The organism is Litorivicinus lipolyticus (genome assembly GCF_009650135.1).
Taxonomy (GTDB): Bacteria; Pseudomonadota; Gammaproteobacteria; order Pseudomonadales; family Litorivicinaceae; genus Litorivicinus; species Litorivicinus lipolyticus.
Genome location: NZ_CP045871.1, coordinates 1,991,453 through 2,012,564 on the forward strand (window position 1 = coordinate 1,991,453; position 21,112 = coordinate 2,012,564).

The 21,112-nt window shown below is 60.7% G+C and carries 24 protein-coding genes; 12 read left to right on the top strand and 12 right to left on the bottom strand.

Annotated features, from left to right (window positions below):
* The 5 genes from GH975_RS10115 to murJ all read right to left on the bottom strand — a co-directional run bounded on the left by GH975_RS10115 (nt 1) and on the right by murJ (nt 6,296).
* Nucleotides 1-450 (bottom strand): FKBP-type peptidyl-prolyl cis-trans isomerase, encoded by a 450-nt coding sequence (locus GH975_RS10115; protein WP_153714404.1) that lies wholly within the window; start codon nt 448-450, stop codon nt 1-3.
* Nucleotides 425-907 carry a signal peptidase II gene (gene lspA, locus GH975_RS10120; RefSeq protein WP_153714405.1) on the bottom strand — a complete coding sequence of 161 codons (483 nt, stop codon included), beginning with the start codon at nt 905-907 and terminating at the stop codon, nt 425-427. The genes GH975_RS10115 and lspA overlap by 26 nt, the downstream gene beginning before the upstream one ends.
* On the bottom strand, nt 904-3,717 hold the full coding sequence (ileS, locus tag GH975_RS10125) for an isoleucine--tRNA ligase (RefSeq protein ID WP_153714406.1): 2,814 nt from the start codon (nt 3,715-3,717) through the stop codon (nt 904-906). Before ileS ends, lspA begins: the two co-directional genes overlap by 4 nt.
* Complete coding sequence (ribF, locus tag GH975_RS10130; protein ID WP_246164717.1) at nt 3,714-4,607, bottom strand: bifunctional riboflavin kinase/FAD synthetase; 894 nt, start codon at nt 4,605-4,607, stop codon at nt 3,714-3,716. The genes ileS and ribF overlap by 4 nt, the downstream gene beginning before the upstream one ends.
* A gap of 87 nt (nt 4,608-4,694) precedes the next feature.
* Nucleotides 4,695-6,296, bottom strand: coding sequence for a murein biosynthesis integral membrane protein MurJ (gene murJ / locus GH975_RS10135; RefSeq protein ID WP_153714408.1), 1,602 nt, complete (start codon nt 6,294-6,296; stop codon nt 4,695-4,697).
* 37 nt (nt 6,297-6,333) lie between these two features.
* Here murJ and rpsT point away from each other — a divergent pair, with 37 nt between their 5' ends.
* The gene (rpsT, locus tag GH975_RS10140; protein ID WP_153714409.1) at nt 6,334-6,603 is read left to right on the top strand and encodes a 30S ribosomal protein S20; all 270 of its coding nucleotides are present in this window, start codon (nt 6,334-6,336) and stop codon (nt 6,601-6,603) included.
* A gap of 69 nt (nt 6,604-6,672) precedes the next feature.
* Here the strand turns inward: rpsT and proB are convergent, their stop codons facing one another.
* The 4 genes from proB to rplU form a co-directional block, all read right to left on the bottom strand.
* The gene (proB, locus tag GH975_RS10145; protein WP_153714410.1) at nt 6,673-7,770 is read right to left on the bottom strand and encodes a glutamate 5-kinase; all 1,098 of its coding nucleotides are present in this window, start codon (nt 7,768-7,770) and stop codon (nt 6,673-6,675) included.
* Nucleotides 7,767-8,975, bottom strand: coding sequence for an Obg family GTPase CgtA (gene cgtA / locus GH975_RS10150; protein WP_153714411.1), 1,209 nt, complete (start codon nt 8,973-8,975; stop codon nt 7,767-7,769). The genes proB and cgtA overlap by 4 nt, the downstream gene beginning before the upstream one ends.
* A 62-nt stretch (nt 8,976-9,037) precedes the next feature.
* Complete coding sequence (gene rpmA, locus GH975_RS10155) at nt 9,038-9,295, bottom strand: 50S ribosomal protein L27 (protein ID WP_153714412.1); 258 nt, start codon at nt 9,293-9,295, stop codon at nt 9,038-9,040.
* Between the two features lie 16 nt (nt 9,296-9,311).
* Nucleotides 9,312-9,623 carry a 50S ribosomal protein L21 gene (rplU, locus tag GH975_RS10160; protein ID WP_153714413.1) on the bottom strand — a complete coding sequence of 104 codons (312 nt, stop codon included), beginning with the start codon at nt 9,621-9,623 and terminating at the stop codon, nt 9,312-9,314.
* 154 nt (nt 9,624-9,777) lie between these two features.
* Here rplU and GH975_RS10165 point away from each other — a divergent pair, with 154 nt between their 5' ends.
* Genes GH975_RS10165 through GH975_RS10175 form a run of 3 tightly spaced genes read left to right on the top strand, consistent with a single transcriptional unit; the run spans nt 9,778 to nt 12,066 of the window.
* The gene (locus GH975_RS10165; RefSeq protein WP_246164718.1) at nt 9,778-10,749 is read left to right on the top strand and encodes a polyprenyl synthetase family protein; all 972 of its coding nucleotides are present in this window, start codon (nt 9,778-9,780) and stop codon (nt 10,747-10,749) included.
* 56 nt (nt 10,750-10,805) lie between these two features.
* Nucleotides 10,806-11,276 (top strand): peptide-methionine (S)-S-oxide reductase MsrA, encoded by a 471-nt coding sequence (msrA, locus tag GH975_RS10170; protein ID WP_153714415.1) that lies wholly within the window; start codon nt 10,806-10,808, stop codon nt 11,274-11,276.
* Nucleotides 11,266-12,066, top strand: coding sequence for an SDR family oxidoreductase (locus GH975_RS10175; RefSeq protein ID WP_170272624.1), 801 nt, complete (start codon nt 11,266-11,268; stop codon nt 12,064-12,066). Before msrA ends, GH975_RS10175 begins: the two co-directional genes overlap by 11 nt.
* On the opposite strand, the gene GH975_RS10180 is transcribed toward GH975_RS10175, so the two are convergent.
* Entirely contained in the window at nt 12,056-12,484 is a 429-nt protein-coding gene (locus GH975_RS10180) for an SRPBCC family protein (protein WP_153714417.1), read from the bottom strand. The genes GH975_RS10175 and GH975_RS10180 overlap by 11 nt on opposite strands.
* A gap of 1 nt (nt 12,485) precedes the next feature.
* A complete protein-coding gene (locus tag GH975_RS10185; protein WP_170272625.1) occupies nt 12,486-14,672 on the bottom strand; it encodes a patatin-like phospholipase family protein in 2,187 nt (728 codons plus the stop codon).
* 64 nt (nt 14,673-14,736) lie between these two features.
* Between GH975_RS10185 and GH975_RS10190 the strand changes: the two genes are divergently transcribed.
* From GH975_RS10190 to GH975_RS10225, 8 genes are all read left to right on the top strand, one after another.
* A complete protein-coding gene (locus GH975_RS10190; protein WP_153714419.1) occupies nt 14,737-15,690 on the top strand; it encodes a ligase-associated DNA damage response exonuclease in 954 nt (317 codons plus the stop codon).
* The gene (locus GH975_RS10195) at nt 15,687-16,229 is read left to right on the top strand and encodes a hypothetical protein (protein ID WP_153714420.1); all 543 of its coding nucleotides are present in this window, start codon (nt 15,687-15,689) and stop codon (nt 16,227-16,229) included. Before GH975_RS10190 ends, GH975_RS10195 begins: the two co-directional genes overlap by 4 nt.
* Nucleotides 16,230-16,408: 179 nt before the next feature.
* Entirely contained in the window at nt 16,409-16,825 is a 417-nt protein-coding gene (locus tag GH975_RS10200; RefSeq protein ID WP_153714421.1) for a DUF4864 domain-containing protein, read from the top strand.
* A 3-nt stretch (nt 16,826-16,828) separates the two neighbouring features.
* The gene (locus GH975_RS10205; protein ID WP_153714422.1) at nt 16,829-17,125 is read left to right on the top strand and encodes a hypothetical protein; all 297 of its coding nucleotides are present in this window, start codon (nt 16,829-16,831) and stop codon (nt 17,123-17,125) included.
* Nucleotides 17,126-17,173: 48 nt separating this feature from the next.
* Nucleotides 17,174-18,019, top strand: coding sequence for a carboxylating nicotinate-nucleotide diphosphorylase (nadC, locus tag GH975_RS10210; RefSeq protein ID WP_153714423.1), 846 nt, complete (start codon nt 17,174-17,176; stop codon nt 18,017-18,019).
* Entirely contained in the window at nt 18,016-18,204 is a 189-nt protein-coding gene (locus tag GH975_RS10215; RefSeq protein ID WP_153714424.1) for a hypothetical protein, read from the top strand. The genes nadC and GH975_RS10215 overlap by 4 nt, the downstream gene beginning before the upstream one ends.
* On the top strand, nt 18,201-18,878 hold the full coding sequence (locus GH975_RS10220; protein WP_153714425.1) for a type 1 glutamine amidotransferase: 678 nt from the start codon (nt 18,201-18,203) through the stop codon (nt 18,876-18,878). The genes GH975_RS10215 and GH975_RS10220 overlap by 4 nt, the downstream gene beginning before the upstream one ends.
* The gene (locus GH975_RS10225) at nt 18,875-19,843 is read left to right on the top strand and encodes an asparaginase (RefSeq protein WP_153714426.1); all 969 of its coding nucleotides are present in this window, start codon (nt 18,875-18,877) and stop codon (nt 19,841-19,843) included. Before GH975_RS10220 ends, GH975_RS10225 begins: the two co-directional genes overlap by 4 nt.
* Here GH975_RS10225 and GH975_RS10230 read toward each other — a convergent pair.
* Entirely contained in the window at nt 19,830-21,092 is a 1,263-nt protein-coding gene (locus GH975_RS10230) for a hypothetical protein (protein WP_153714427.1), read from the bottom strand. The two genes, GH975_RS10225 and GH975_RS10230, sit on opposite strands and share 14 nt — an antisense overlap.
* Nucleotides 21,093-21,112: the final 20 nt, after the last annotated feature.

Below are 21,112 nucleotides of genomic sequence, written 5' to 3' on the forward strand. Positions count from 1 at the left end.
TTATTGGACCGCGTTCGGGGCAGGGTTGACGGCCAAAATAGCCACCTTGAAGACCAGGTCACGCCCGGCCAAGGGATGGTTAAAGTCGACATAGACGTCATCGCCGTCGATGCGATCGACGACACCTGGCAACTCAGAGCCATTGGCGTCGGCGAACGACAGCATCAGCCCAGGACTCAGGTCCTCGTCAAAGGTCGCCCGTGACATGCGCTGGACATTGTCTGGGTTGGGCTGACCAAAGCCTTGGTGCGGCGCAATGTCCAAACTCGCTTCATCGCCGGATTTGAGGCCGAATAGGGCCTGCTCAAAGCCCGGTAGCAAATTGCCATCGCCGACTACAAAGGTCGCCGGGGTCTTGTTAAAGGTCGAGTCCACCTCGTGCCCGCCTTTGAGGCTGATCGCAAAGTGCAGCGTGACTTGGGTATCAGCCGATATGGTTAGCTCGCTCACGGCGCCACTCCTTAAATCCGTCATATAAAAGTCCGATTGCCCCTAATGTGATGCCGATGTCGGCGACATTAAAGGCCGGGTAATACCAGCCGCGAAAATGCAGCAAAATAAAGTCGGTGACCGACCCTAAAAATGCGCGGTCCAAAGCGTTGCCAATGGCCCCGCCCAGGATCAATCCCAAGCACACCGCCACCGGCATGCTGGCGGTCCGAAACCAGCGCTGAATGACGACCACTGCGACCACCGCAACGGCCAGCAAAAACCAGCGCTGGCCACCCTCGAACCCCGCCAAAAACGAGAACGCGGCGCCGGTGTTGTGCAGCAGCACCCAGTCAAAAAACGGCAACACCGCCACACGCTCGTAGGTATCGAGCAGACTCAGCGCCAGGTACTTGCTGGCCTGATCCAGCGCCAACAGCACCAGTGCAATCGTCCACCCCAAGCGCGTCACACTCATGCGAATTGGCGGGCCTCGCCGTCGCCGTGGATGTTGCTGACACAGCGCCCGCAAATGTCGGCGTGCGCGGGGTCCGAACCGACATCCGGCACCCGGTGCCAGCAGCGTTCGCACTTGGCGTCGCTCACCGCCGCGATGGTGACACCCAGGTTGCCTGCTTCGTTACGGTGGGCATCCGCGGGCACATCCGCCAAGGGCGCCAGGCTGACGGCGCTGGTCAGCGTGGTGAAACGCAACTCGTCACCCAAATGGGCCAGTGCCGCGTACATGGTGTCGTCCGCGTAAATAGTCGCTGCCGCTTCCAGCGAGCCACCCACCACCTTGGCATTACGGGCGACTTCAATGGCCTGGTTAACCAGGTCACGCGCAGCCAGCACCCGCAGCCAAAAATCATTGTCCAAATCGTCCGCGTAGCTGACGTTCATATCGGTATGCCACTGATCGGCAAACACGAATTCGCGGCGCTGGCCGGGGATTTCGGCCCAGATTTCTTGGGCGGTGAACGACAAGATCGGCGCAATCCAGCGGCTGAAGGCTTCAATCAAGTGGTACAACGCGGTTTGCGCGCTACGCCGCGGGTGACCGTCCGCTTGGCAGGTGTACTGGCGGTCTTTGACGATATCCAGATAAAACCCGCCCAGTTCGTTGACGCAAAAGTTGTGCACCAGCTGATAGACGGCACCGAACTCGTGGCGCATGTAGTGCCCACGGATCTGTGATTGCAGATCCGAGGCGCGGGCCAGGATCCAGCGGTCCAACGCGACCAGATCGGCAGTGGCGACCTGGTCGGTGGCTGGATCAAAACCACTGAGGTTGGCCAACATAAAGCGCGAGGTGTTGCGAATTCGGCGGTAGGCATCGGCAGTGCGTTTGAGGATTTCATCCGAAACCGCCAGCTCTTTGGTGTAGTCAGTCGCGGCAATCCACAAACGCAAAACATCCGCGCCCATTTTGTCCATCACGGTCTGTGGGGCAACCACGTTGCCCTCGGACTTGGACATCTTGCGGCCCTTAGCATCGACTGCAAAACCGTGGGTCAACAGCGCCTTATAGGGGGCGTGACCGTGCAACGCCGCCGACGTCAGCAAGGACGATTGGAACCATCCACGGTGCTGGTCGGACCCCTCCAGGTAAAGATCCGCCGGGAAGGTCAGTTCATCGCGCTTGGCCAAAACCGACGCGTGAGTCACCCCCGAATCAAACCACACGTCCAGAATGTCCGTGGTTTTGCGGTAATGATCGGCATCATCGCCAAGCAGTTCGCGCGCGTCCAAATCAAACCAGGCATTGATCCCGCCTTGCTCGATGCGCGCCGCAATCGGCTCGAAAAATGACTCGGTGTCCGGGTGCAATTCCATGGTTTGTTTGTGCACAAACAAGGTGATCGGCGAGCCCCAGTTACGCTGGCGCGAAATGCACCAATCCGGACGATCCGCCAGCATCGCCGACAACCGGTTGCGGCCCCACTCCGGGGTAAAGGTAATCTCGCTGTCGACGGCCGTGCGCGCGCTGTCCAACAACCCGCCCTGCATGGCGATAAACCACTGCGGCGTGGCACGGTATATGACCGGGGTTTTATGGCGCCAGCAATGCGGGTAGCTGTGGGCCTGGCGGTCTTTGTGGACCAGCACACCCTGATCTTCGAGGTACTCGGCGACGCGGTTGCCGCATTTTTGCACGTGCATGCCGCCGATGACTGGGAAGTCAGCCGGAAAGGTGCCATCGTCCTGAACCGGGCTTAGGCTCTCGATGCCGTGGCGCTGGGCCACCATAAAGTCTTCAAGGCCGTACGCAGGCGCACTGTGAACACAGCCGGTACCGGCTTCGAGGGTCACGTGATCACCGTCCAGTAGGGGCACGCTGTCGCCCCAGGGGGCTTGCAGTATCAACCCGGTCAGCTCCGGTCCCTTGGCACGGCCCAGGACCTGGTGAGTGGCCACGCCCCAGCGCGCTAGCACCGTGATTAACAGGCCTTCGGCGACCACCAGGGTGCGCGCGACGCCGTCTTTGACCAGACGCACCAAGACATAGTCCAGGGCATCGCCGACACACACGAAGCGGTTTGACGGCAAAGTCCAGGGCGTGGTGGTCCAGATCACCACCGATGCGCCGTTGGCTTCGTCCGCACCCATGCGCCGGGCCAACTCGGCGGTGTCCTGGACCGGGAAGGCAACGTCGACGTTGAGACTGGTTTTGTCGGCGTACTCGACTTCCGCCTCGGCCAAGGCCGACTGACAATCGGTGCACCAGTAAACCGGCTTCTCGCCTTTGCGCAGGTGACCCTGGGCAACCAGACGACCGAGCGTACGAACAATTTCCGCCTCGGTTTCGAAGTTCATGGTCAGGTAGGGATTGTCCCAGTCGCCGACAATGCCGAGTCGCTTAAAGCCGGCTTTTTGAATGTCGATTTGTTCGTGAGCGTAGGCACGGCAGGCGTCGCGAAAAGCATTGGCGTCGGCAAACTCTTTGCCGATCTTGCCGATCGTGGTTTCGACCTTGTGCTCAATCGGCAAGCCGTGGCAATCCCAGCCCGGCACGTACGGGGCGTCAAAGCCTTCCAATACGTGGCACTTGATGACGATGTCTTTGAGCACCTTGTTGACCGCATGGCCAATATGGATGTCGCCGTTGGCGTAGGGAGGGCCGTCATGCAAGACATACTTCGGCGCCCCGGCGCGGGCATCGCGCATGGCCTGATACAAGCCGCGGGCCTCCCAGCTGGCCAGCATGTCCGGTTCGCGCTTAGGCAAATTGCCACGCATAGGGAAATCCGTTTCCGGCAAGTTCAAGGTGCTTTTGTAATCGGTCATAACGTGTCCGTTGGGTGTGCCAGCGCCGCACGCGCGGCTTGGTGATCAAGGTGAATTTGGTGTTTCAGGGCGTCAAGCCCCGCAAAGGTTTGTTCCGGGCGCAGGGCGTGGATAAAACGTACCCGCAGCTCGTGGCCGTAAAGATCAGCGTCAACATCAAACAGGTGCACTTCCAGCGCCATGTCACGATCCGGGATACTGGGCCGCGAACCAAGATTAGCCACGCCAGGGACATCCACCAGGCCGGCGCTGGGGGCATCGACGCGGACCGCAAACACGCCCTTCAAGGGCGACACTTTGCGATTAATGCGCAGGTTCGCCGTCGGCGATCCTAAGGTCCGCGCCAGCTGCATGCCGTAACCGACCCGTCCGAGCATTTGATAAGGCCGTCCCAGCAAGGACTCGGCCAGGGCCAAATCGTTGGCACCCAGGGCCTGACGAACCCAGGTCGAGGAAATCCGGCGACCCTTGTGCAGGACCTCCCGCGTTCGTTCGACGTCGAAGCCTGCGTCAACGCCCATCCGCTGTAGCAGTGAATAGTCACCGGCACGGCGGGCGCCAAAGCGAAAGTCATCGCCAACGACCAGGTGCTTGACCCCCAGCTCGCGGACCAGCCAGTGTTCTACAAAGGCCTCCGGTTGCTGCGCCGCCAAGGCGCCGTTAAATCGCAGCACCTGAACGCCGTCGACCAAACCGGCCAGGGCGTGGCATTTTTCTTTCAGTCGGGTCAACCGTGCCGGCGCATCGTTGGGGGCGAAAAATTCGCGCGGCTGTGGTTCGAACACCACCGCGATTGACGCCACCCCTAGGCTGTCTGCTTTGTGACGGGCCTGGGCCAAGATTGCCTGGTGGCCACGGTGAACGCCGTCGAGGTTACCCAGTGTTGCCACCGAACCCCGAGAGTCCCATCCCTGCCCTGTTGTTGCCAGACGAATCTGCACGCATCACCTCACGATTGAAGGGGCCGGAGTATAGCCTTAATCACGCTCAGACCCTAGCCATCCGGCGGGTTTGAATCCCAGCACCAAGAGCCCCGCCACGTAGCTTGCGACACCACTGCCAACCAGCACCGCCGCCCAACCGGCACGGGCCAGCATGGACAGCTGTGAAAACTCACCAATCTGGACCGCGACGACCGCCAACACTGCCGCCATCACTGCGCTGGACACCCCGACCTGAACCATCAAGCGGCGCCAGCCTAGGCGCGGTTGATACCAGCCACGCCGGCGTAAACCGAGCCACAGCAGACCGGCATTCAGAGCCGCAGAGAGGCTGGTCGCCGCGGCCAATCCGACGTGCGCCAGCGGGCCGATCAGAGCCAAATTAAAGGCCATATTGGCGACCATGGCCCAGATCGCAATGCGCACTGGGGTGCGCGTGTCCTGGCGCGAAAAATAACCCGGCGCCAACACCTTGATAAACATAAACGGCAACAACCCCAGCGCGTAGGCCCGCAACGACAAACTGGCCTGGGTGACGTCGCGCAGCTCCAACGCCCCATACAGGAACAAGGTAGTCAGCAGCGGCTCGGCCAACAGCCACAACGCCGCAGTCGCCGGCACCCCCAAAATCACGCAAATACCCAACCCCCAATCCTGGATTTGGTTGGTCGCGTCCGGGGTTTTGGCCGCCGCGGCGTGCGAAAGCTTGGGCAAGATCACGGTCGCAATGGCAATGCCAATTACGCCCAGCGGCAACTCGACCAGGCGGTCGCTGTAATACAACCACGAGACGCTGCCGTTCTCCAAAAACGACGCCAGAATGGTGTCCAACAGCAGATTGATCTGGCTGACGCCAACACCGAACAGGGCCGGCAGCATCAATCGGCCTATTTGACGAACACCCGGATCACGGGGCTGCCAACGCGGCCGTGGCAACAACCCAAGTCGCGCCAAAAACGGCAACTGAAAAGCCAACTGTGTGGCGCCGGCGATCAATACGCCCCAGCCCAACGCCATCACCGACACCTCCAAGTGCGGCGATAACCAGATCGCACTGGCGATTAAGCTGAGGTTTAACAGCACCGGCGTAAACGCCGGCACCGCAAAGCGGTCATGGGCATTCAAGATGCTGCCGGCAAAGGCTACGCCGGCAATAAAAAACAAATACGGAAAGGTCAGCTGTAACAGGTCACCGGCCAAGCCAAGTTTGGCCGGGTCGGCCGCAAACCCCGGTGCAAACACCCAAACCACGTAATCCGACGCCATCACCACCGCCAGCGTCACCAGCGCCAAGACCGCGAACAGCACCCCGGATACGGCGGCGACCAAGGCCCGCACCGCGCGCGGGTCGTTGGGATCGCGCCCCATGGTTTCCGCCAGCACCGGCACGAAGGCTTGGGCGAAGGCGCCCTCGCCGAACAAACGGCGCAAAAAGTTCGGAATCTTGAACGCCACAAAAAAGGCGTCGGCACCGCCACCGGCTCCAAACATGGCCGCCAACACACCATCACGCAGCAGCCCGACCACACGCGACAGCATGGTCATCGAAGAAACAATCATTCCCGAACGAAATAGTCGCTTACGCAATTGACATCCCTTGGTGGTTTGTATATCTTTTCGCGCCTTTCGAGCCCACATGGGTTCGTGACGATTTACTAATACAGGAGCATTCGAGGTGGCCAATAGTCCTCAAGCACGCAAACGCGCACGCCAGGCGGAAGGCCGCCGGGCTCGCAACGCCAGCCTTCGGTCTCGCGTCCGTACCACGATCAAGAAAGTGATTGTGGCATTGAACGCAGCTGACGCTGACGCAGCCAGCAGCGCATTTCAGGCCGTACAGCCCGAAATCGACAAGATGGTTAACAAAGGCATTTTCAGTGCCAACAAAGCAGCTCGCACCAAGAGCCGCTTGAACGCTCGCATCAAGGCGTTGAAAGCCGCTTAATTGAAGCGACTGACGGAAAAAACCGGCTTGCGCCGGTTTTTTTTCGTCTGAACATGTCATCGATGCCACCTAGCGCAACGCCAAGTTGTCGCAGTGAATCAATTCAGGCTCACCCGGAACCGACAGGTGCTTCGCTAAGTTACGGCTACTGACACCCTGAATCAGGCGCGCCTCGTCGGCATCGTAATTAACCAAGCCAACCGCCAACTGAGTACCCGCGGCATCCAATACAGCAATCGCTTCACCGCGATGGAATTGGCCCTGGACGGCAACTACACCCACCGGCAACACACTGCGCCCACCCTTGAGCACCGCCTCGACGGCGCCCGCATCCAAGGTCACCGACCCCTTGACGCGCAAGTGCCCCGCCAACCAGCGCTTGCGTGCGGTTTCCGCCGCTTCCGGCGCATTGAAACGGGTACCGACGGATTCGCGCCGGGCAATACGCGCAATCACATCCGGCGTTTTGCCATGGGCAATCACGGTTTCTGCACCGGAGCGAGCGGCCAGCCGCGCCGCCCTAACTTTGGTGATCATGCCGCCACGGCCCAGCGAACCGGTGCCACCGGACGCCATGGCATCCAACCCACGATCCAACGCGTTGACCTGAGTTAACAGCTCGGCATTAGGGTTCATACGCGGGTCTTCGCGGTACATCCCCTGCTGATCGGTCAAGATGATCAGGGTATCCGCTTGAATCAGGTTGGCGACCAAGGCCGCCAGCGTGTCGTTGTCACCGAAGCGAATTTCGTCGGTCACCACGGTGTCGTTTTCGTTGACCACCGGGACGACGTCAAAATCCATCAATCGCAGCAGCGTCGCCCGGGCGTTCAGGTAACGCCCGCGATCCGATAAGTCGTCATGGGTTAGCAGGATCTGGGAGGCAGCGAACCCCTGCAGTCGAAAGCAGGTTTCCCAGACCGTCGCCAAACCAGACTGACCGGCGGCGGCGGCGGCCTGTAGCGTCGGCATGTCGGTCGGGCGATGGGTCAACCCAAGCACCCCCAACCCAGCCGCAACCGCACCGGAACTGACAACCACCACTTGGTGGCCAGACTTGATCAAACCACTGATCTGCCGAGTCCAGTCAGAAATCCCCGGCTCGTTCAGTCGCAGTCCCGCCTGGGTCAGCAGCGCCGACCCCAACTTCACAACGAAACGACTCATTGCTCGTACACAACCTCCATGTCGCCGTCGTCATCATCATCGTCCGACACCGCGTCCAACTTGGCTTGCTTGGCCGCCGCGCGCTCGGCACGGCGCGCGTCGCGCACGGCGTTAAGCTGCTCACGGGCTTCTTCGGCCATACGCAAACGCGTCATACGCTCGTCATCGGCCAAATCAGGCGTGGCTTCTTCTTCAGCCCAGATTGATTCCAAACGAATCATCAGATCCTGCGACAAAATCTGAGTGCCTTGTTCTAGCAAGCCCGAAATAATGTAGGCCGGGCCGTCCCAGTTCAGGGTCGTACGGATACGCTCCAAATGGTCGTCCCATTCGTCTTCGGGCACCGTGTCGGCCTTGTTAACCACCAGCCAGCGCTCGCGCCCAGCCAGGGTCGGGCTAAACCGCGCCAACTCGTCCGAAATTTCCTGAAAGGCCTCGACGGGGTCTTTGCCATCCAGCGGATCCAGCTCAACCAGGTGCAGCAAAATACGCGCACGGGTCAGGTGCTTGAGGAAACGAATCCCCAAGCCCGCGCCTTCGGCCGCCCCGGCAATCAATCCCGGTACGTCCGCAATCACAAAGCTGCGATGGGAGTTAATCCGAACCACACCGAGCGAGGGCACCAAGGTGGTAAAGGGGTAATCCGCGATTTTCGGCTTGGCCGCCGAAATCATCGATACCAGAGAGCTTTTGCCCGCATTCGGCAGACCCACCAAGCCGACGTCGGCCAGAACCTGCAACTCCAAGCGCAAATCGCGCTCTTCGCCGGGCTTGCCATTCGTGGTTTTGCGCGGTGCGCGGTTGGTCGAGCTTTTAAAACGGGTGTTGCCTTGACCACCGTGACCACCTTCGGCCAGGCAAATCAGCTCCCCCGAGTGAGTCACATCACCCAACAACGTCTCGGTTTCGACATCGATAATCGACGTTCCAACCGGCACTTTTAGGATCATGTCCTCGCCCTTGGGGCCACTCTTTTCACGGCCCATACCACCGGTGCCGCTTTGACCACGGTACAAACGCTGGTATCGGAAATCGATCAGGGTGTTCAGGGAGTCATCGCCCTCGACAAAAATCGAGCCACCACGACCACCGTCACCCCCATCAGGGCCACCTTTGGGGATATATTTTTCGCGCCGGAAACTCAGACAGCCATTGCCGCCTTTGCCTGCTTCAACACGAATCAACGCCTCGTCGACGAATTTCATTTAGTTGCCACCTACAAAAAAGCCCCGCACAGGCGGGGCTTTCGATACTGAGGGTCAGTCCCTTACGCGTTTACGATACTAACGTATTTGCGGTTGTTAGGGCCCTTCACTTCAAACTTAACCACACCGTTCGCTTTGGCGAACAAGGTGAAGTCTTTGCCCAGGCCGACGTTAACGCCTGCATGGAACTTGGTGCCGCGCTGGCGAACCAAGATGTTACCTGCCAGTACTTCTTGGCCGCCGAATCGCTTCACGCCTAAGCGTTTGGATTCTGAATCGCGACCGTTACGGGTACTACCGCCTGCTTTTTTGTGTGCCATGAGGTCAGTCTCCTAGTTATTTGGCAATCGAAGTGATTTTCACTTCGGTGTACCACTGCCGGTGACCCATGCGTTTCATGTGGTGCTTACGGCGTTTGAATTTAAGGATGCGAATTTTGTCGCCACGAACTTGGCCAACAACTTCGGCTTTGACGAGACCGCCGGCAACCAAAGGTGCACCGATTTCGATCGCGTCGCCGTCGGCAACCATTAATACTTTGTCAAAGTCGATAGTAGCGCCGACTTCTGCTTCGATTTTCTCGACGCGCAGAACTTCGTCTACTTCAACACGGTGCTGCTTTCCGCCAGCTTCAAATACCGCGTACATGTGTCTGTCTCCGATGTGGATGAGCCCAAAGGCATAAATTCAGGGTCGCGAAGTTTAGTGTGTTGACGCACCTAACGCAACCGTTATCGCCTGCGCCTTTATCAATCAACGGCGGCACTCTACACTGCGCCAAAAACCAGTAGGACTGCCACGCTTGACTCACCCTGTAACTCCGCTGATCAACAGCGTTCGCGACGCCTTTGACCAGCTCGACCGCCTTATTTTGGATCGCATCGCATCGCGCGTCGGTCTGGCCGAAGAAATCAGCGCCTACCTGGTCAAGGCCGGCGGTAAACGCGTGCGCCCACTGGTTACGCTGCTGGCGGTGCGCGCGCTGGGCGGCGAGGACAGTCGCGATGTATTGCTGGCCGCGTCGATCGAATTTTTACACACCGCGACGTTACTGCACGACGACGTGGTCGATGAATCCGATCAACGACGCGGCCGCGACACCGCCAACGAAGTGTGGGGCAACGCCCCCAGCGTGTTGGCCGGGGATTTTGTCTACACCCGCGCCTTTCAGTTGATGGTCGAGGTCGGCGAGATGGAGATCTTGCGCGAACTGGCGGACACCACCAACCGGATTGCCGAAGGCGAGTTGCAACAACTGATCAACAAAGGTGACGTCGACATCGACGAAGCCAGCTACTTTGAAGTGATCTACGCAAAAACCGCCCGCTTGTTCGAAGCCTCCGGCCGCGTCGCCGGACAGTTAGTCCAAGCGACACCGGCGCAAACCCAGGCGCTGGCCGAATACGGCCGACTATTGGGGCTGGCCTTTCAGATTGCCGATGATGCGCTGGATTACCAAACCGACGCCGACAGCGGCAAGTCATTGGGCGATGACTTGGCGGAGGGCAAGGTGACGTTGCCGATTCTGATTGCCAAGGCCCAGTTGCCAGGCCCACGCGCCCGTTGGCTGGACATGCAGTTCACCCGCGCCAACCGCGACGCGCTGCCCGAGGTGATCGAGGCGCTGGAACAGTGCAACGCGATCGAGCAAACGCTGGCGAGGGCTGGTGAGTTGGCAGCCCAGGCGATCACACAATTACAGGCATTGCCGGCCGGACCCTATCGCGACCACTTAGCAACGCTTGCAAATATCGCGGCGAAACGCGACCACTAAGGCATTGCAATCGCCGCGGACGGACCGACTTACCTAGAAATCATAGGAGAAAGTCGATGACTACTGCGACCTTTGGCGCCGGCTGTTTTTGGGGCGTCGAGTTAACTTTTTCAAAACTGCCCGGTGTCAGCGCGACCCGCGTCGGCTACATGGGCGGCAACACCGACGCCCCCAACTACCAAGCCGTTTGCACCGGTGACACCTACCACGCCGAAGTGGTCGAGGTTAGCTTCGACTCCGCGCGGCTGGACTATGACGCCCTATTGACAACTTTTTTTAACTGCCACGATGCGACCCAGCTCAATCGCCAAGGGCCGGACCGGGGTACCCAGTACCGCAGCGCCATCTTCGTCCACGACGACGAGCAACGCACACAGGCCCAAGCCCGAATCGACGAGCTCAACCGCCAGCAAAATGGCGACCAACCGATCGTTACCTCGGTCGAGCCGGCGAGCCAGTTTTGGGTGGCCGAGGATTACCACCAAAAGTACTTGGAAAAGCGTGGCGCCAGCTCCTGTGGCCTCTAACACGGTCCTGATCACCGGCGCGTCGTCCGGGATCGGTCAGGCCACCGCGGAACGGTTTTTCAATGCCGGATGGCGCGTGATAGCGACGGCGCGCTCGGTTGAAGGTCGCGACGCGCGGTTTCAGTGGGTCGCGCTGGATCTGAACGATGCCGACAGCATCGCGGCGATGTGCGCACAGGTGCTGGAGCACTACGGCTGCCCCGACGTGGTCGTTAACAACGCGGGCTACGGCTTGATTGCACCGATAGAGTCAGTTGAGATCGAAGCCGCGCGGCGTCAATTCGAGGCTAACTATTTCGGCACAGTGGCGGTGACGCGGGCATTTTTGCCGGCCATGCGAGCCCGCAACGCGGGTGTAATGGCCGCCGTGTCGAGCATCGGCGGGCGCATGGCATTTCCGTTTTTCGGCCATTACAACGCCTCAAAGCACGCCTTAGAAGCCGCGTACGAGGCGCTGCACCACGAACTGGCCCACAGCAACATTGACGTTCGCATCATAGAACCGGGATTTACCCAAACCCAGTTCGCAACCCACGGCATGGACCGGGGCTATTACGATGAGCCCTATTACCGCGGCGGCCTGCGCAGCCTAGCCGATCGCTTGGAAAGCGGCACCACCGGGTCCGACCCCGCTGTGTTGGGCGAACTTATCTATCGTGCCTGCACCGGCAAAGGGGGGTTGCGGCATGTCGCCGGGGCATTGGCGCGACCGATTTTGTGGGCCCGCCGGTGGTTGCCAGAATCCTGGTTTTTAGCCCTGATTACACGGGCCACCAACCCTAAGACGTAAGGTGACGGCGCATATTGCGGACCGCTTTTTTGACCGTCGGCGCAAACACCAAGGCCAAAATAGGATCCAACCACCGCACCCATCCATTGAAACGGATATCGGCTTCGTAGGTGACGCGGGCACCGGTGCCCTTGGACTTGACGGTAACTCGGTCGATCGCGATCGAGCTGTCATTTTCGCCACGTAACTCGGCGAATTCAGCGGCAGCGTATTGCATCACACGGTAGTCCATGTGCTGCTCGCGTCCGGCAAACATCAAGGTCACCGCGTACTTGGCGCCGACACCAAAGCTCTGCTCAGCGTCGTATTCAACCGCGGTCACCGACTCGTCCCACTGTTGCAGGTTGGAAAAGTCAGCAATAAAGGCCAGCGCTTCTGCGGGGCTGGCGGTGACGTCAAATTCTTCAACAAATCGCATGCTATTCGCCCAATGGCCGCCCGAGGGTTAAGGAAACCGATTTACGCCCACCTTCGGACGCACCGAATGAAAGATACAGCGGACCGAGTTGAGTATCCAAGCCCATGAACACCGAGTAACCATTCAACAGGTCCGAAAAACTGATCGCTTCGTCACTCAAAAACACACCGCCGGTCTCGAGCGACAAGCCGCGATACATTTGACCCAGTCCCAGGGTGCTTTCGATCGGCTGGTAGGCCACCAACGACAATAGGCCCAACCGCGATCCGGCCAGTTCACCCGGCGAATAGCCACTCAGGCGGGTGAACCCGCCCAGCGTAAAGGCGCGCTCGGGCGGTGCATCTTTGGACAGCACTTCACCGCCTTCCAGGCGCGCCAGCACGGTGCCATAGCGGCCGCTGTAAGGCACCAACAGCCGCATCGCCGCTGACTCATAGTCCTGGGCGGCACCGAGCTTTTGACGCGAGGTCGCGTAGGACAGCTCGGTACGCACGCCGCTGGACGGGAACGCTAGTGAGTCCAGGGTATCGGCGGCGAAACTCACCGTGACGGCGGCCTGGGTATCGGCGCGGTCCAGCACATTGGTGCCCAGTTGCAGCTCCGAGCGCGGTTCAGATTTTTCCAGACCGATCCGGATCTCGCCCCAACTGCTGAGCTGGCGACCAATGTCAAAGCCGATGCCAGTATCCGACACCAGGTACTCCGCCACCGGCAGGCCCTGATCGTAGATGCGGAGCAAGCGCCGTGCGGTGTACAGCTCGGCCTCGGCGAACCAGGGCGTGCCGTAACCGATGGGCTGATAGAAACGCACCGACAAGGACGGGTCGCGGCCCAATTCCAGGGTCGTCTTCAACTCGCCGCCGGTTGGGTTTTGACCGGTCGCGGTGTAACTCAAGCGAAATGAATAGGCGGCGTCGCCGCGAAAATTGTCTTCGACACCGGCGCCAAAGTTGAGGTAGTCCGGGCCCCAGGCCTTTTCACGGGTTCGGATTTCTAAGCTTTTTTGACCCTGCCGGTCTTCGATCACGTCAGCCTCGACGCGCTCGAAAATCCCCATGGCGTAGACCCGCCTCAGGTCCTGCTCCAGTTGCTCGGGTTGCAAGATCTGACCGGGCGTAAAGTTCAGTTGGTTAACGATGGCGCGCCCGTCCAGGCGCGACCCGTTGAACACCGTCACACTGTCGATTCTCTGACTGGCTTGAAAGCGCGCCAACCGCTCGGCTTGCCAGCTGGCCCAAGGCAGCGTGTCCAGGGCACGCAACGTCCGCCAATCAATGTCGGCCAAGGCGGCCGCGCGGCCGGCGCCGATGGCATCAGCGGTGCGCGCCAAATCCAGCGAACCGATGCCGTCCAAGTCCGGCGACACCAAAAAATCGTTCGGTCCCAAGCGCGACAATTGACGATCCGCATTCGCCCGCGTCAGCAAAGTCGTGATCTGGTCGACGACGCTGACAAAGCTGGTCAGTTGATCGGCCCGCAGCCGCGGCATCGACGCATCCACCGCAATCACTTGGGTGGCGCCCAAATCGCGCGCCACATTGACCGGCAGATTATTGGCAACGCCTCCGTCGACCAACAAACGACCGTCAATGCTAACCGGCGCAAATACCACCGGCACCGCCAGCGAGGCCTTGATCACTGTGGCCAGGTTACCGCGATCCAAACGCACCGCCTGGCCGGTCTCGATATCGGTCGCGACCGCCACAAACGGAATCGGCAGTTGGCTAAAATCGCGTTGGTTCGACACCGGCAACAGCACCTTGGCCAGGGTTACGGACAGCTCCTGGCCCTGCACCAATCCCAGCGGCAACTTGACCCCGTTGATACCCGCACCGACATCAAAGTTCAGCAGATTGCCGGCGTTGTCGTTCTTTTGCCGGTAGGTTTGCAGGGCGCGCTCGGGGCGGTCCTGAAAGTTTTTCGCCAATGACAGCTCGGCCATCAATTGTTCGATGTCGTCCAGCGCCATACCGGACGAATACAAACCGCCGACCAGGGCGCCAAAACTGACGCCAACAATTAGATCCGGACGTACTTGGCGCCGTTCCAATTCACGCAATACGCCGATGTGTGCGGCGCCGCGGGCACCACCACCGCTGAGTACCAGTGCCACTTTTTCAGCCGCCGCGACCTGCGCGCTGACCAGCATCGTCAAAATCAGGATGACGACTTGTACGAAAGAACCCATGATGGCCCCATTAGCAATAACCCGCACAGAGTAGGCGAGCGAACCGCCGGAGCCAAGCCAGCACATGATCCAATTAACCGCCAATGGCCTGTATTGCGCCGCTGGGGACTTCTTTATTGACCCCGAACGCCCGGTGCCACGGGCCGTGATCACGCACGCCCACGGCGACCACGCCCGTTTCGGTCATACCCACTATTGGATGACGCCGGCAACCGCAGCGCTGGCCCGCATTCGACTGGGTGACTTCGCCTGCACCACCGTAAACCCCGGGGTTCCCTTCGCTGTCAATGGCGTCGAGCTGAGTTTTCACAGCGCCGGCCACTTGCTGGGCAGTGCCCAGGTCCGGATCCGCAGTCACGGCCAAACCTGGGTCGTCACCGGCGACTTTAAGCGCCACCGCGACCCCAGCTGCGAACCTTTTGAGGTGGTCCCCTGCGACACCCTAATCACCGAGGCCAGCTTTGCATTGCCGCTGTACCGCTGGCCCCCGATGCAGGCCGTATGCGCCGACATCGTAAAGTGGTGCGACAGCAACCCCGATGGCACCTGCGTGCTGGAATGCTATGCCTTGGGCAAGGCCCAGCGCATTTTGGCGGAACTGGCGACGCTGACGAACCGCCCGGTGCATGTGCACCCGAGCATTGATCGATTCTTGACGGTTTACCGTGACCACGGCATCGCCTTGGGCAGCGTCCAACGATTGGGCGATTCGGTGCCCCCGGGCAGTCTAATTTTGGCGCCGCCCAAGGCCGTCACGCGCGGCTGGTTACGGCGCTGGACTAAGGTTCAGCGCGGCTTTGCTAGCGGTTGGATGCAACTTCGCGCGCACCGGCGCGAGCGCGTTGGCCGTGGATTCGTGATTAGCGATCACGCCGACTGGGACGAGCTGAATCAAACCGTGGTCGACAGCGGCGCCCAGCGCGTCCTGTGCATCCATGGCGACAGTCGGATCTGGGCCGAGCACCTGAGCCGCCGCTATCATGTCGACGCCCGTCCGATGCCTGAGACCCAGCCATGAGGGCCTTTGCCGAGTTGGTGTTGGGCTTGGAGAGTGACCCGGATCGCGAAGCACGCCGCCACCGCTTAACCCAGTACCTTGCGGATGACCGCAGTGGCGAATGCGAAACCGCGATTGCGCTGCTACGCGACGGTCGGCTGATGCCGGCACTGGAACCGCAGGCATTGGTGTCCGCTATGGTCGCGCACACGGGTTTTGCGACTGACCTGATCCAAGCCTGCCTTGCGAAAACCGGTGATGCCGCCGAGCTGTCTGGCCTGGTTGAAATGCAGACGCGCGACCAGCCCATGACCCTGATCCAATTTTGTCAGCGCTGGGCCGAGCAACCCGGGATTGAAGCCTTAACGCGGCAATGGCTGGGTGCGCCGTCACCGGCGCGCGCCATCGCCAGCGCCTTAGTATGCGGTGGCTTGGCGTATCGACCGGGTGCCGATGTACTGGTGCCGGCGATCCAGCGCGGACTGGGCCTGAATCACGACGATGCACGCGCCTACTTGCGTGGCGCGCAACCGCCTAGGACGTCACACCAGCAGCAATAATCCGATCAAAACCGGCGCGACAATGGCGATTAATGTGAGCGGGATCAAACGGTCGTTTTCAAACATGGTATCTTCTCTTTTTATTGTTATTTTCAAGACTCGCCCACGGCGGTCTCAGGGACAGTGTTAACACGCCGTTAACACTCACGAAAGGACTTTGTCACTGACGGAGGTTCCCGATGCGCTATACCCTACTGTGCTTGGCACTGATTTTCCCCGCGGCACAGGCCGACGACGCCCCGCTGGATGTGATGCGCAGTTTACTGCTGGCACTGCAAACCAACGACGACTCCAATGCTGGGATCGCCCAAGTATTTGACCAGGCCGCGCCCAGCAACAAAGCCGCGACCGGCCCACTGCCGCGCTTTATCAGCATGGTGTCGCGCCACCCCTACGTTGAATTGCTGCAGCACCAAAGCGCGGACATTGGACCGGCGCTGGCGCGCGGCAATACTCAGCAATATCCGATCCGGCTGATTACCAAAACCGGACACGCCATGGGCTACCTGTGGACGCTAGAGCAGCAACCCAACCAGCAATGGATGACCACCACCGTGCGCCCGGTTGCGCTCGGCCAATCGATCAAAGGGCTTTAAATCATGCCAATCCATTACACGGTGATGACCGATCCGCGTGACATCGAGCGACACGCGGCTGAGTTCGCCGCCCTGACGCTGTGGTTCGACGCCAAAAAGCGCCAGCTTGGCCTAAGCGAAACGCCGGACGGTGACTACTACGACATGCACCATCCCTACAACCGCCATGCCGAGGCCCTGTTCAAGCAGGCCACCGTCGAATGGCAAACGCACAACGACTACACACCCTCACCGGGCCAACTGATGGCGGCCTTTTTCGCCCTGCCCAATCCCAATCGCCGGGTATCCATGGACGCTTGAGGGCAAGCGGGACACAATGTGCGCTGACCTAATCGATTCAGGATTGATATGCACGCTGCATTCTCCCAGTTAAGCACCCAAGTTGCGGCCGCGTTGGCCGAAGACCTGGGCACACCGGCGCGTGATTTGACCGCCGAGCTGATACCCGCGGGCCAACAAGCTCAGGCTCGGTTAATCGCCCGTCACCCGGCGCTGGTATGCGGCACCGCTTGGGCCGACGAGACCTTGCGTCAAATTGACCCAAGCCTGCGCGCCCAGTGGTTCGTCAAAGACGGCGACTGGGTCGAAGCGGACCAGCCGTGGCTTGAAATCCGCGGTAACGCGCGCGCCATTTTAAGCGCCGAACGCACCCTGATGAATTTTCTACAGACCCTGTCCGGCACAGCCACCACGACCCTGGGCTACCGTGCCGCCCTGGGCGAGCATGACACGGTCTTGCTGGACACCCGAAAAACCCTACCGGGGCTGCGCTTGGCGCAAAAATATGCCTGCCAGGTCGGCGGCGCCAGCAACCACCGGTTGGGCCTGTATGACGCGTTCTTGATTAAGGAAAACCATATTGCCGCGCACGGCTCAATCACCGGTGCGGTGCACGCCGCCTTGGCCTGCGCATTGGATGTCCCAATCGAGGTCGAAGTTGAGAGCATGGACGAGTTGACCGAAGCGCTGGACGCCGGCGCCAACTGGATCATGCTGGATAATTTTGATCTGGCGGCGACCGCGGCAGCGGTTAAGCTTAACCAAGGCCGCGCGCGCCTCGAGGCCAGTGGCAATGTGCACCTGGCTGACCTGGCGGCACTGGCGGCCACCGGCGTCGATGCGATCAGCGTCGGGGCCCTGACTAAACACCTTCGGGCAACCGATTTGTCCCTTCGTGTGGAGCTGAACCAATGATTCGTTATGTTGCCTTTGTGATTGGAGCTGCGCTGTTGCTGTGGCTGGGTTACTTGTTTACCAAGGCCGTCCCGGCCGCCGGCCGCGGTGAGTCCGGCGCGCGCCTGAGTTTGTTTTTTAACGGCCTTGGATTTGTCGCCGTACTTGGATTTTTGACCTTTATCATCACGGCGTTTCAGGAGTGAAGCTGGTTATTTTAGAGTGCGACCGCGTCCCCGATGCGCTGTCGCACATTGGCGGACAATACGCTGACATGTTCGTTGATGCGTTCACGCGCGTGCGACCGAACTGGCACTTTGAGACGGTCAAAACTTGCGACGGTGTACTGCCGCCGCTGGACGCGGGCTGCGCTTACGTGATCACCGGGTCGCGCCATGATGCCTTTGATGACGCGCCCTGGATCCAAGCGTTACGGGGATGGGTGGTCGAGGCTGACCGCACCGGACTGCGGGTGGCTGGGATTTGCTTTGGCCATCAATTAATCGCCCATGCCTTGGGCGGCCGCGCCGGTCGCGCAGGCGGCTGGGGTATTGGACGAATGCCGGCGACCGCCGTTGACGGGTTGCCGTTCAGCCGTGCCGACTTACTGGTCAGTCACCAAGACCAGGTGCTGGACTTGCCGCCAGGATCAGAGCGTTTGATCAGCAGCGAGTTTTGCCCCAATTTTGGCTTTCGTACACGCACATTGATCGGCGTCCAAGGCCACCCCGAATTCAAACCCGAGTATTCACGTGCGCTCGCCGAAGCTCGTCGCGACCGTATCGGGTCCGAGCGCGTGGACATCGCGCTTGCGACCTTGGATGACCCATTAAACGCCGATGCTGTTTTGGATTGGCTTGCCAGTGAGCTAGAACAATGAACCCAACACTCAACGTTGAAGTGACCCGGGGTGGCATGGTCGAGTCCACCCACTGCGTACACATCGTGGTTGCCTCCAAAGACGGCCTTGAAGTCTGGGGCGACCCGGCGCGACTGACCTTCCCGCGCTCCGCCGCAAAAATTCTGCAGGCATTGCCGATGGTTGAATCCGGCGCCGCCGCGCGCTTAGGGTTGACCTCGACACAGCTGGCGCTGAGCTGCGCCAGCCACGGCGGTGAAGCTCGCCACGCCAGCGCCGTCGGCGCATGGCTTGGCCAACTCGGCTTGAATCACGAATGCCTTGAATGCGGTCAACACTGGCCGATGTACGAGCCGGCTGGGCGCGAAATGGCCGCCGCCGGGACGCCACTGTCGGCGCTGTACAACAACTGCAGCGGCAAGCACGCCGGCTTCGTCAGTTTGGCCCGCGACCAAGGCTGGGATATTGCCGACTACATCCAGCCCGAGCACCGCGTCCAACAAGCGATTCGGGCGACCAGTGAAGAGCTGCTGGAGGCGAAACTGGGGCCCATGGGCATCGACGGCTGTGGCATCCCGACCCACGCCAACCGTTTGGATGACTTGGCACTGGCCTTTTACCGCCTGACCCAGGCCAAGAGTGGCGCCCGCCATGGCGCCGTCTCGGCCTTGGTTAGCGCCCACCAAAGCGACGCCTTTATGATTGGCGGCAGCGGCCGGCTGTGCACCCAGGTCAACGAAAAGCTGCGCGACGGCATGGTTAAGTTTGGCGCCGAGGGCGTCTATTGTGCGACCTTCCCCCACGCCGAAATCGGCATCGCCCTGAAAGCCGAAGACGGCACCGTGCGCGCCGCCGAAGTGGCACTGATGTGGCTGCTCAAGCGCCTCGGATTGCTGGACCCCGGCGCCCTGCCCGAGCGCTTACCGGAATTACTCAAAAACCGCGCCGGCGTGACGGTCGGCGAGGTTCGAGTTAGCGCCGCTTAGGCTCAGTTAACGAGAACACCAGTGTGGCAACCTCACCGGGGGCCATAACCCGCTGCCCTGGCAACCGATCAATCACCGCATCGCGGGCGATCTGGGGTCGTAACACCGCAGTCAACGGCTCACCCGAGCCGTTTTCCAAGGTCAGCGTCCATTCACTGACCCAGCTGGCGCCGCGTTCGACACGCCCGTTTTGACGCAGCTGCCCCTGCAGCGCCAACGAGGGACCCAGCCGCAACCGGTGGCTGGCGCCGACCGCCAAATCTGGCAGTGACGCCTGGCCCTCAAGCTCAAACCCGGGCGCCGGTCCATTGATCCGCAGCTGACCCGCTACCCAGGCCTGCGCCGTACCCCCTTGATCACGATTGGTCAGCGTCCACACCCGATTGGCACGCAGCGCGACCGCGGGCTGGTTGTAATTAAAGCCAAAGTTGAGTTCGTGCTGACGCTGAATCGGCACGCGCTGACTGAACAGCCGGTAGCCTTGAACACTGCCGCCGACCATCGCCATCGCGTCCGCAAAGCGATATTGCCACTGACCGTCGCTAACGCTGGGGCCGGACTCGGCACTAAATTCGGCGACGCGCGCCATCATCATCGGAGCCTGTACGGCACCGACCTGGCTGGACAGAGTCACCGCCGCGACGCCCCAGTCCTGCGCGGCCGGCACACGAATCAACGCATCTAGGTGCACCACAAGCGCATCGCCCTCGCGGGTCGCTTGATAGTGCGCCGACCAGGCCGGTCCTAATGCGGCACAGCGTAAACTCAGATCAGCATCGGCCTGGGCATCCGCCGACAACCAGGTCTGCTCGGGAGTTTGCAACAGCCGTGCCCAGGCGGCGCCCGCTTGCCAGGGCAAAATCGCACCCTTGGCCGGACCCGATTGCAGCGCCAAGCCGAATTGCTGGCCATCCCGCCAGGCCACGGTCGCGGCCTGAATCGGCGCCCCCAGTTGTGGGTCGCTGACGTACAGTCGGACCGAATCGCCGACATTGGGCGACGCCGATGCCGGGTATCCAATCTGGCGCACCTCGGCCCCGAGCAACGCACAGCTGCCAGCCAGCGGCGGCGCTGGCAGGTCAATGAACTGATACGGCCCGGGGCCGGGCGCTGGAAATTGATCGTGCCATTCGGCCGGACCACTTTGATATAGCGTTACCGCCCGCTCGGCCCGCGCATCCGCACCCAATTGCACGGCCTGCACCGCGCCGGCCCATGCAACCACCAGCGTCGCGCTCATCAATTTCATGCTCATCACTCCACAACTCG